Consider the following 11,606-nt stretch of genomic DNA (forward strand, 5'->3'; position numbering starts at 1 on the left):
CCGTCTACACTGATCCGGCGCACCGCGGGAGACCCCTCCCGCCCGCCGCGACCCACCCGAAAGCGAGAGCCCCGTGATCAAGCCCGACCTCGGCATCACCGTCCCCGACGAGCTCGGCTCGGTCCACTTCATCGGCATCGGCGGCTCCGGGATGAGCGGGATCGCCCGGCTGTTCCACCACGCCGGGCACCGGGTCACCGGGTCCGACGTCCGCGAGTCCCACCCCATCGAGCAGCTGCGGGAGCTCGGCGTCCCGGTCGCCATCGGCCACGACGCGGCGAACCTCGGGGACGCCGAGGCGGTCGTCGTCACCTCCGCCCTGTGGCCCGACAATCCGGAGTACCTGCTCGCGAAGGAGCGCGGCCTGCCCGTGCTGCACCGCTCGCAGGCCCTCGCCTGGCTGGTGCGCGGCAAGCGCCTGGTCGCGGTCGCCGGAGCGCACGGCAAGACCACGTCGACCGGCATGATCGTCACCGGCCTCCTCGGCGTCGACGCCGACCCCAGCTTCGTCAACGGCGGCATCATCGACAGCCTCGGCACCTCCTCCGCCGCCGGCTCCGGCGAGGTCTTCGTCGTCGAGGCCGACGAGTCGGACGGCAGCTTCCTCCTCTACGACACCGCGGTCGCCCTCATCACGAACGTCGACCCGGACCACCTCGACCACTACGGATCGCTGGAGGCGTTCGAGGAGGCCTTCGTCACCTTCGCCTCGTCCGCGAGCGAGCTCGTCGTCATCTCCTCCGACGACCCCGGCGCCGTCCGCGTCGCCGAGCGGCTGGACGGCGGACGGGTGCTGACCTTCGGCGAGGCCGAGGGGGCGGACGTCCGCGTCGTCGACCTCGACCTCGTCGGCCCCGTCGGCTTCTCGGTCGAGTACGAGGGCAGGCGCTACTCGGCCCGCCTCCGCATCCCCGGCCGGCACAACGCGATCAACGCGGCCGGCGCGTTCGCAGTGCTGGTGGGCCTGGGCTTCGATCCGGCCGTCTCGCTCGAGGCCGTGTCGGCGTTCGGAGGCACGGAGCGCCGCTTCGAGCTGCACGGAGCGGTCCGCGGAGTCAGCGTCTACGACGACTACGCCCACCACCCCACCGAGGTGGCCGCCGCCCTCTCCGCCGCGCGCACCGTGGTCGGCGAGGGCCGCATCATCGCCGTGCACCAGCCGCACCTCTACAGCCGCACCCGCCTCTTCGCCCGCGAGTTCGCCGAGACGCTCGAGCGCTACGCCGACGAGACGATCGTCCTCGACGTCTACGGGGCGCGCGAGGATCCGGAGCCCGGAGTGACCGGAGCGCTGGTCAGCGAGAAGTTCGCCGACCCGTCGCACGTCTCGTTCGTCCCGGACTGGGCGGAGGCGGCCCGCCTCACGGCCGGCATCGCGCGCGAGGGCGACTTCGTCATCACCCTCGGCTGCGGCGACGTCTACCGGATCATCCCGCAGGTGCTCGAGTCGCTCGGCGCGAGCGAGGCCGCGCCGGTCGCACGATGACCGCGGTCCTCGCGCCCGAAGCGGGGGAGCGGCCGTGAAGCGGCCCGACGGCGGACGCCCTCCGGCGCCCGGTCGGAGCGTCACCGCGCGCGGCGGCGAGCCGGAGCCGGACACCGAGCCGATCCGGATCGTCACCGCGATCCGCGTGGACCCGGAGTCGGCCGAGCGCACTCCGTGGCGCGCGGGCGCGGTCCGCCGCACCCTCTCGGGCCTGCGCCTGCCCGGAGCCGAGAACCGGGCCGTCTCCCGGGCCGCTCGCGAGCGGAGGCGCTACGAGCGGGGGGAGGTCCGCCGCTTCACGAAGCGCGCGCGTCGGCGCCGCCTGATCGCCCTGGTCGTGGCCGGGTCGCTCGTCGCCCTCGCCCTGATCGTCGGGGTCGCGGCCTTCTCGCCGCTCATGGCCGTGCGCACGATCGAGATCTCGGGCACCCAGCGCGTCGACGCCGCCGCCCTGCAGAGCGAGCTCGACGACCAGCTCGGCGTCCCGCTCACCCTGGTGGACCGGGACGAGGTCGGCCGCGTGCTGGGCGCGTCCCCGCTCATCCAGAGCTACTCGGTGCAGACCCGGCCGCCGAGCACCCTCGTGGTGTCGATCGTCGAGCGCAAGCCCCTCGGCGTGATCGCGGCGGGGGGCCGCTTCGAGCTCGTGGACGCGGCCGGAGTCGTCATCGAGACGGCGGACTCGGCGCAGCCCGGCTACCCGGTCCTCACCACCGCGTCCGGCGACGCCTCGGGAGCCGGCTTCCGCGCGACCGCACGGGTGCTGCGCTCCCTGCCCGCGTCGCTCGCTCCGCAGGTGACGGCCGCCACGGCCACGACCGGCGACGACGTCTCGCTCACCCTGCAGAACGGCACGGAAGTCGTCTGGGGCGGGTCGGACGAGTCGGCGCTCAAAGCCGTCGTGCTCGAGAAGCTGATGGCCGCGACCGACCCCGCCGTCGTCGGCACCTACGACGTGTCCTCGCCCCAGGCCGCCGTCGTGGCGCCCCGGCCCTGACCGGCGGCGGATCCGCGTGTTCTTTCGAGCGTTGCGGGCGTGTCTGCTGGGAGCGCGACCGGACTCCGCCTACCGTCGGAGCCGAACCCCAAATGCATACTCAGCATAACTTTAAGCCTCAACTACAGGTTTAAGGTTCAGCCCGGAGGCCGGAGACGTGACTTCAAACCAGAACTACCTCGCCGTGATCAAGGTCGTCGGCATCGGCGGTGGCGGCGTCAACGCCGTCAACCGCATGATCGAGCTCGGCCTGCGCGGTGTCGAATTCATCGCGATCAACACGGACGCCCAGGCGCTCCTGCTCAGCGACGCCGACGTCAAGCTCGACGTGGGCCGCGAGCTGACCCGCGGACTCGGCGCCGGCGCCGACCCCGAGGTCGGCCGCCGCGCCGCCGAGGACCACGCCGAGGAGATCGAGGAGGTCCTAGCGGGGGCCGACATGGTCTTCGTCACCGCGGGCGAGGGCGGCGGCACCGGCACAGGCGGCGCGCCCGTCGTCGCGCGGATCGCCAAGTCGATCGGCGCCCTCACCATCGGCGTCGTGACCAAGCCCTTCGGGTTCGAGGGACGCCGTCGGCAGACGCAGGCCGAGGCCGGCGTCGCGACGCTGAAGAACGAGGTCGACACGCTCATCGTCGTCCCGAACGACCGCCTGCTCGAGATCAGCGACCGCGGCATCTCGATGCTCGAGGCCTTCGCGACCGCCGACCAGGTGCTCCTCGCCGGCGTCCAGGGCATCACCGACCTGATCACCACGCCCGGCCTGATCAACCTCGACTTCGCCGACGTGAAGTCGGTCATGCAGGGCGCGGGCTCGGCGCTGATGGGCATCGGCTCGTCGCGCGGCGCCGATCGCGCGATCAAGGCGGCCGAGCTGGCCGTCGCCTCACCGCTGCTCGAGGCCAGCATCGACGGCGCGCACGGCGTGCTCCTCTCGATCCAGGGCGGCTCGAACCTCGGCATCTTCGAGATCAACGACGCGGCGCGCCTCGTCCAGGAGGCGGTGCACGCCGAGGCGAACATCATCTTCGGTGCCGTGATCGACGACACGCTCGGCGACGAGGTGCGCGTCACCGTCATCGCCGCGGGCTTCGACGGCGGAGAGCCGGGCGGGACCGCTCAGGCCGCGATCGCCCAGCCGCGCCAGCAGCAGAGCTCGGCGAGCGAGTCGGCCGCCGAGCCCGTCCCGGCTCCCGCCGCCGCCCCTGCGGCCGGCTCGATCTGGTCGAGCACCCCCGTCGCCGCCCCGGCCCCTGTCGCCGACCCGTCCTTCGACGACGACGACAGCGACCTGGACATCCCCGACTTCCTCAAGTAGTCGTGCCGGATCCGGAGCTGGCCGCGCGCTGGGCCGAGGTCTCCGAGCGGGTCGCCGACGCGACCCGCTCGGCCGGTCGCGAGGCGTCCTCGGTCACGACCATCGTGGTGACCAAGTTCCACCCCGTGTCGCTGCTCCGCGACCTCCTCGAGCTGGGCGTCGTCGACTTCGGCGAGAACCGGCACCAGGAGGCGCAGGAGAAGTCGGCCGAGCTGGCGGGGACTGCTGCGCGCTGGCACTTCATCGGGCAGCTCCAGAGCAAGAAGGCGCGCCAGGTGCGCCGCTACGCCGACGCGGTCCACTCCGTCGACCGGCTCGCGCTCGTCCCGCTGCTGGAGGCGGGGGAGGAGCCGCTCGACGTGTTCCTGCAGGTCAACCTCACCGAGGATCCTGACCGCGGGGGAGCGTCGCCCGCCGACGTCGAGCCCCTCGCCGAGGCTCTCGCCGGGGCGCCCGGCCTCACGCTGCGCGGCGTGATGGCGGTCGCTCCGCTGGACGAGGAGCCCCGTCCGGCTTTCGCCCGGCTCCGGTCGATCTCCGACCGCGTGCGCGCCGTCGAGCCCTCCGCCACGGCGATCTCGGCGGGCATGTCGAACGACTTCGCCGAGGCGATCGCGGAGGGTGCGACACACCTGCGAATCGGATCGGCAATCACCGGAGAACGCCCCGCCCGCACCTAACCTCGTGGTGACCCACCTGTGGGAGCACACACGACACGGAGGACACCCCATGGCCAACCCGCTGAAGAAGACGATGGTCTACCTCGGACTCGCCGACGAAGAGGTCGAGTACGAGCGCGCAGAGCCCGTCGAGGCGGCCCCGGCGACGGCCCACCGCGCACCGGTCTCCCCGGTGCAGCCCGTCCCTCCCGTCGAGCCGGTGCAGCAGCCCCGCGCGACGGTCACCCCGCTCCGCAAGCCCACCCCCCAGACCCCGAAGGCGACGGCACCCGCCGAGATGAACGAGATCCTCACCGTCCACCCGAAGCAGTACCGCGACGCGCAGGTCATCGCGGAGAACTTCCGCGACGGCATCCCCGTGATCATCAACCTCTCGCAGATGAGCGATGCGGACGCCCGCCGCCTCATCGACTTCGCGAGCGGACTCTCGCAGGGCCTCTACGGCCGCATCGAGCGCGTGACGAGCAAGGTCTTCCTGCTCTCGCCGTCGCACATCACCGTCGCCGGCGACTCCGCCTCCGCCGAGAGCGACGCCGACGCGTCGTTCTTCGCGAAGTCCTGATCCCGGGGAGCCCTGGCCCCCGGTGACCTCCGTCGTCTCGCTCCTCGGGAGCGTCCTGTACTTCGTGCTGCTGCTCTACTTCTTCGCGATGTGGGCGCGGTTCGTGCTCGACCTCGTCCGCGTGATCCGACGCGACTGGCGCCCCCGCGGTGCCGGCCTCGTCGCCGCGGAGGGCGTCTACACCGTCACGGACCCGCCGATCGGCTTCTTCCGACGCCTGATCAAGCCGGTCTCGATCGGTCCGATCGCGCTCGATTTCGGCTGGAGCCTCACCATGCTCTGCGTCATCGTGGGCATGTACATCGCCACGTGGCTCCAGCGCGCCTGACCGTCCCTGTATCGTTGGCACGTCCGGACGTTCCCCGCGGTGTCAGCACTGCGCCGTGCGCCTGAAGTTGCTAGCTTTAGTCGCGCGTTGTTAAACGTGTACCTACTTGAAATCGAAGGTGGAAAGCCATGGCGCTCACTCCCGAAGACGTTGTCAACAAGCGGTTCCAGCCGACCAAGTTCCGTGAGGGATACGACCAGGACGAGGTCGACGACTTCCTCGACGAGGTCGTCGTGGAGCTCCGCCGCCTGAACCAGGAGAACGAGGAGCTTCGTCAGCGCCTCTCCTCCGGCGACAGCCGCCCCTCGGACGCCCGAGTCTCCGACGCCCCGCGCGAGAGCACTCCTGCTCCCGCCCCGGTGGTCGACGAGGCACCCGAGCCGGAGCCGCAGCCCGAGCCCGAGCCCACCCCGGCTCCCGCACCGGTCGTCGCTCCCGTCAGCTCCTCGCAGTCGGCTCCGGTCGACGAGGCCGAGAGCTCCAGCGGACTCCTGCAGCTCGCCCGCCGCCTCCACGAGGAGCACGTGCGCGAGGGTGCCGAGAAGCGCGACGCTCTCGTCGCCGAGGGCCGTGCCACGGCCGCCCGCATCGTCGCCGAGGCCGAGGCCAAGCAGCGCCAGCAGGTCGCGAAGCTCGAGGAGGAGCGCGCGACGGTCGAGCACCGCATCGACGAGCTCCGCACCTTCGAGCGCGAGTACCGCCAGAAGCTGAAGAGCTACATCGAGGGCCAGCTCCGCGACCTCGACACCCAGCCGGCGTCGACGGAGTCCTCGCTGTCGGGCTTTGGGGCGTAGTCCCGCCGCAGCGGACGTCAGGCCGAGGGTGCTCGTCACCCTCGGCCTCGTCGCGCTGGCGGTCTTCGCGATCGATCAGACCGCGAAGTTCCTGGTCACGGCGAACCTGCCCCTGGGCGAGGACGTCCATGTCCTCGGCGACGTCCTGATCCTGCACTACGTGAAGAACCCGGGTGCCGCCTTCTCCCTCGCGAGCGGGTCGACCTGGATCTTCTCGATCATCGCGGCGTGCGTCGTCGTCGCCGTGATCTGGTTCTCGCGCCGGATCCGCTCCACCGCGTGGGGCGTCTTCTTCGGCCTGCTGCTCGGCGGCACCCTCGGCAACCTCTTCGACCGGCTGTTCCGAGAGCCCTCCTTCGGGCTCGGACACGTCGTCGACTTCCTCTTCACGCCGTGGCTGCTCCCGGCGATCTACAACGTCGCCGACATCTCGATCTGCACGGCGATGGCGCTGTTCGTCCTCCTGAGCGTGCGGGGCGTCGGCCTCGACGGCACCCGCGAGCGCGCGGGCCGCGACGAGCAGGAGCCGGTCGCGTCCGAGGACGGCGCTCCCGCCACCCCCGGAGCGGGCGCCCCCGCAGCGGCCTCCTCCGTCGAGGAGGCGGCCCGCGACGCCGACCGCCCCGGCGGACGCTGATGGCGCAGTCCCGAGAGCTGCCGGTCCCGGACGGGCTCGACGGCCTCCGCGTGGACGCGGCCGTCGCGAAGCTGCTCGGCTTCTCGCGCACCTTCGCGGCCGAGGTCGCCGAGGCGGGCGGAGTGAGCGCCGACGGACGGGTCCTCGACAAGAGCGACCGCGTGCACGCCGGCACCTGGCTGAGCGTCGAGTGGAGCCCGCGCGAGGAGCCGCGGATCGTGCCGATGGCGGTCCCCGGCCTCGGCATCGTGCACGACGACGACGACATCGTGGTGATCGACAAGCCCGTCGGAGTGGCCGCGCACCCCGCCGTGGGCTGGGAGGGACCGACGGTGCTCGGCGCCCTCGCCGCCGCGGGCTTCACCGTGTCGACCTCCGGTGCGGCCGAGCGCGCGGGCATCGTGCACCGGCTCGACGCCGGCACGAGCGGCCTCATGGTCGTCGCGAAGTCCGAGCGCGCCTACACGCACCTCAAGCGCGCGTTCCACGACCGCACGGTCGAGAAGGTCTACCACGCGGTCGTGCAGGGCCACCCCGACCCGCTCGCCGGGACGATCGACGCCCCGCTCGGCCGCCACCCGTCCTCGGACTGGAAGTTCGCGGTCCGCGCCGACGGCAAGCCCTCGGTGACCCACTACGAGACGATCGAGGCCTTCCCGTTCGCCTCCCTCCTCGAGATCCACCTCGAGACCGGCCGCACCCACCAGATCCGCGTGCACATGGCCGCCCAGCGCCACCCGTGCGTCGGCGACGCGATGTACGGCGCCGATCCGACCCTCTCGAAGCGGCTCGGCCTCACCCGCCAGTGGCTCGACGCGGTCCGGCTCGGCTTCACCCACCCGGGCTCGGGGGAGTGGGTGCAGTTCGAGGCGTGCTACCCCGACGACCTGGTGCACGCCCTCGAGGTGCTGCGCGGGGAGTGATCCGCGCTCTCCCGGCCGGACCCGCGTCCGGCGCGGTTAGACTTCTTCCCGCCGTGTCCACGGGCCCTCCCGGGTCGCCGGCCATCCCTCCCCTGCCCGCAGTCCGCCGGAGGCGCATCCTTGCCGAGTAACGATTCCTTCGTCCACCTCCACGTGCACAGCGAGTACTCGATGCTCGACGGTGCAGCGCGGGTGAAGCCGCTGATCGACGCGGCGGTCGAGGAGGGCATGCCGGCCATCGCCGTGACCGACCACGGGAACGTGTTCGGCGCCTTCGACTTCTGGCGCACCGCGACGGCGGCGGGGATCAAGCCGATCATCGGCACCGAGGCCTACCTCACCCCGGGGACGCACCGCTCCGACAAGACCCGCATCCGCTGGGGCGACGGCGGAGGGGACGACGTGTCCGGCTCCGGCGCTTACACCCACATGACGCTGCTCAGCTCGACCACGACGGGCATGCACAACCTCTTCCGCCTCTCCTCGCGCGCGTCGATCGAGGGCTACTACTTCAAGCCGCGCATGGACCGCGAGATCCTCTCGCAGTACTCCGAGGGCCTGATCGGCACCACGGGCTGCCCGAGCGGCGAGGTCCAGACGCGCCTGCGCCTCGGCCAGTACAAGGAGGCCCGCCAGGCGGCCGCCGACTACCGCGACATCTTCGGCAAGGAGAACTTCTTCGCCGAGATCATGGATCACGGCCTCGACATCGAGCGGCGGGTGATCGGCGACGTCATCCGGCTCGCGAAGGACCTCGACCTCCCGTTGGTCGCCACCAACGACCTGCACTACACGCACGCGCACGACGCGACCTCGCACGCGGCGCTGCTCTGCGTGCAGTCCGGAACCACCCTCGACGACCCCAAGCGCTTCAAGTTCGACGCGGACGAGTTCTACCTCAAGTCGCCGCGCGAGATGCGCCAGGTCTTCCGCGACCACCCCGAGGCCTGCGACAACACGCTCCTCATCGCGGAGCGCTGCGACGTCCAGTTCGACACCTCGGCGAACTACATGCCCCGCTTCCCGGTGCCGGAGGGCGAGACGGAGGACACCTGGTTCGTGAAGGAGGTCGAGGCCGGACTGCGCGAGCGCTACCCGGACGGCATCTCCCAGGAGGTGCGCGACCGGGCGGACTACGAGACCCGCGTCATCCTGCAGATGGGCTTCCCCGGCTACTTCCTCGTCGTCGCCGACTTCATCAACTGGTCCAAGCGCAACGGGATCCGCGTCGGTCCCGGCCGCGGCTCCGGTGCCGGCTCGATGGCGGCCTACGCGATGAAGATCACCGACCTCGATCCGCTGCGCCACGGCCTGATCTTCGAGCGCTTCCTCAACCCCGACCGCGTCTCCATGCCCGACTTCGACGTCGACTTCGACGACCGTCGCCGCGGCGAGGTCATCCGCTACGTCACCGAGAAGTACGGCGACGAGCGCGTCGCGCAGATCGTCACCTACGGCACCATCAAGGCGAAGCAGGCTCTCAAGGACGCCTCGCGCGTCCTCGGCTTCCCGTTCGGGATGGGCGAGAAGCTGACGAAGGCCATGCCGCCCGCGATCATGGGCAAGGACATCCCGCTCAGCGGCATCAACGACCCCGCCCACGCGCGCTACAAGGAAGCGCTCGACGTGCGCAACGTCATCGCCGAGGACCCGCAGGCCAAGCTGGTCTTCGACACCGCGCTCGGACTCGAGAACCTCAAGCGCCAGTGGGGCGTGCACGCGGCCGGCGTCATCATGTCCAGCGATCCGCTGCTGGACATCATCCCGATCATGAAGCGGGAGCAGGACGGCCAGATCGTCACGCAGTTCGACTACCCCGCGTGCGAGTCGCTCGGGCTGATCAAGATGGACTTCCTGGGGCTGCGAAACCTCACGATCATCGACGACGCCCTCGACAACATCCGCGCCAACCGCGGACAGGACCTCGTGCTCGAGGACCTCGAGCTCGACGACCAGGCCGCCTACGACCTCCTCGCCCGAGGCGACACGCTCGGCGTGTTCCAGCTCGACGGCGGCCCGATGCGCGGCCTTCTCCGACTGATGAAGCCCGACAACTTCGAGGACATCTCCGCAGTCCTCGCGCTCTACCGGCCGGGCCCGATGGGCGCCGACTCCCACACCAACTACGCGCTGCGGAAGAACGGCGTGCAGGAGATCACCCCGATCCATCCGGAGCTCGAGGAGCCGCTCTCGGAGGTGCTCGGAGGGACCTACGGCCTGATCGTGTACCAGGAGCAGGTCATGTCGATCGCGCAGAAGCTCGCGGGCTTCACGCTCGCGCAGGCCGACCTGCTGCGGCGCGCGATGGGCAAGAAGAAGAAGTCCGAGCTGGACAAGCAGTTCGAGGGCTTCTCGGGCGGCATGATCGCCAACGGCTACTCGATGGAGGCCGTCAAGACCCTCTGGGACATCCTGCTGCCCTTCTCCGACTACGCCTTCAACAAGGCGCACTCGGCGGCGTACGGCGTCGTCTCCTACTGGACGGCGTACCTGAAGGCGCACTACCCCGCGGAGTACATGGCCGCGCTGCTCACCAGCGTCGGCGACTCCAAGGACAAGATGGCCGCCTACCTCAACGAGTGCCGGCGGATGGGGATCAAGGTGCTCCCGCCGGACGTCAACGAGTCGATCGGCTTCTTCACCGCCGTCGGCACCGACATCCGCTTCGGCCTCGGCGCCGTCCGCAACGTCGGCATGAACGTCGTCGAGGGCATCCGGGCCGTCCGCGAGGAGAAGGGGCGCTTCGAGACGTTCCACGACTTCCTCCGCAAGGTGCCGCTGCAGGTGACCAACAAGCGCACCATCGAGTCGCTCATCAAGGCCGGCGCCTTCGACTCGCTCGGCTCGACCCGCCGCGCCCTGGTCGAGGTGCACGAGGACGCCGTCGAGGCGGCGGTGGGGGAGAAGCGCAACGAGGCGAACGGCCAGGTCGGCTTCGACTTCGACAGCCTCTGGGACGAGCCGCAGGCCGCGATCCAGGTGCCCGAGCGGCCCGAATGGGCCAAGCGCGACAAGCTCGCCTTCGAGCGCGACATGCTCGGGCTCTACGTGTCCGACCATCCGCTCGCCGGACTCGAGACCGAGCTCGCCAAGCACTACAGCACCACGATCGCCGACCTGCTGATCTCGGAGACGATCGCCGACGGCGAGACAGTGGTCGTCGCGGGCCTCGTCACGAGCGTCCAGCACCGCATGGCCAAGGCCTCCGGCAACCAGTACGGGATGATCCAGGTCGAGGACTTCGGCGGCGAGATCACCTGCATGTTCATGGGGAAGGCGTACCAGGAGTTCGCCCCGGCGCTCACGAACGACTCCATCGTCGTCGTCAGAGGCCGCGTCAGCATGCGCGACGACGGGATGAACCTGCACGCGTTCAGCCTGTTCGCCCCCGAGATGAGCCAGGACGGCGACTCGGGACCGCTCACCGTCTCGATGCCCGAGTCGCGCGCGACCACCGACACGGTCTCGCAGCTCAGCGACGTGCTCATCCGCCACTCCGGCCAGACCGAGGTGCGGCTGAAGCTCATCAAGGGCGACACGGCCCGCGTGTTCGAGGTGCCGTTCCCCGTGCGCATCACCCCGGACCTCTTCGGCGAGCTGAAGAGCCTGCTGGGGCCGAACTGTCTGTATTGAATTCCGAGCCGGTCCCTGCCCGGCTCGGCGCGGTCGGCTGGGGAGGGTGGCCGGGTCGGTGAGAGCGTCGTGCGTCCGGCTACGACGATCCGCTGACACGCGGATCGCCGGTTCGCCTCGGAGGGTGCGGCGAGAGGGTGGCGGATCGGAGTGCGAGCCTGCGGCCGCCGGTGTCCTCCGGGTGGTCGAGTAGCCGCGGAGCGGCGGATCGAGACCGGGCGAGGGTCGGGCGGGACGGGGTCCGGGCG

At 70.8% G+C, this 11,606-nt stretch carries 10 protein-coding genes; all 10 read left to right on the forward strand.

The features are described from left to right. Window positions 1–73: 73 nt before the first annotated feature. On the forward strand, window positions 74–1,486 hold the full coding sequence (gene murC / locus C5C29_RS11040; RefSeq protein ID WP_104222595.1) for a UDP-N-acetylmuramate--L-alanine ligase: 1,413 nt from the start codon (window positions 74–76) through the stop codon (window positions 1,484–1,486). Window positions 1,487–1,520: 34 nt separating this feature from the next. After that, window positions 1,521–2,483 (forward strand): cell division protein FtsQ/DivIB, encoded by a 963-nt coding sequence (locus C5C29_RS11045; protein ID WP_104222596.1) that lies wholly within the window; start codon window positions 1,521–1,523, stop codon window positions 2,481–2,483. A gap of 157 nt (window positions 2,484–2,640) precedes the next feature. Further along, on the forward strand, window positions 2,641–3,801 hold the full coding sequence (gene ftsZ / locus C5C29_RS11050; protein ID WP_104222597.1) for a cell division protein FtsZ: 1,161 nt from the start codon (window positions 2,641–2,643) through the stop codon (window positions 3,799–3,801). Window positions 3,802–3,803: 2 nt separating this feature from the next. Beyond that, window positions 3,804–4,481, forward strand: a complete 678-nt coding sequence (locus tag C5C29_RS11055; protein WP_104222598.1) for a YggS family pyridoxal phosphate-dependent enzyme — start codon at window positions 3,804–3,806, stop codon at window positions 4,479–4,481. Window positions 4,482–4,530: 49 nt separating this feature from the next. Continuing rightward, complete coding sequence (locus C5C29_RS11060; RefSeq protein WP_104222599.1) at window positions 4,531–5,043, forward strand: cell division protein SepF; 513 nt, start codon at window positions 4,531–4,533, stop codon at window positions 5,041–5,043. A gap of 22 nt (window positions 5,044–5,065) precedes the next feature. Beyond that, window positions 5,066–5,371 carry a YggT family protein gene (locus C5C29_RS11065; RefSeq protein ID WP_258059242.1) on the forward strand — a complete coding sequence of 102 codons (306 nt, stop codon included), beginning with the start codon at window positions 5,066–5,068 and terminating at the stop codon, window positions 5,369–5,371. A gap of 128 nt (window positions 5,372–5,499) precedes the next feature. Further along, complete coding sequence (locus tag C5C29_RS11070; RefSeq protein WP_104222600.1) at window positions 5,500–6,165, forward strand: DivIVA domain-containing protein; 666 nt, start codon at window positions 5,500–5,502, stop codon at window positions 6,163–6,165. Between the two features lie 28 nt (window positions 6,166–6,193). Beyond that, window positions 6,194–6,802, forward strand: coding sequence for a signal peptidase II (gene lspA, locus C5C29_RS11075; RefSeq protein ID WP_104222601.1), 609 nt, complete (start codon window positions 6,194–6,196; stop codon window positions 6,800–6,802). Then, the gene (locus C5C29_RS11080) at window positions 6,802–7,725 is read left to right on the forward strand and encodes an RluA family pseudouridine synthase (RefSeq protein WP_104222602.1); all 924 of its coding nucleotides are present in this window, start codon (window positions 6,802–6,804) and stop codon (window positions 7,723–7,725) included. Before lspA ends, C5C29_RS11080 begins: the two co-directional genes overlap by 1 nt. Before the next feature lie 171 nt (window positions 7,726–7,896). Continuing rightward, entirely contained in the window at window positions 7,897–11,358 is a 3,462-nt protein-coding gene (dnaE, locus tag C5C29_RS11085; RefSeq protein WP_374953253.1) for a DNA polymerase III subunit alpha, read from the forward strand. Window positions 11,359–11,606: the final 248 nt, after the last annotated feature.

The organism is Rathayibacter sp. AY1H2 (assembly GCF_002931985.1).
Classification (GTDB): Bacteria; Actinomycetota; Actinomycetes; order Actinomycetales; family Microbacteriaceae; genus Rathayibacter.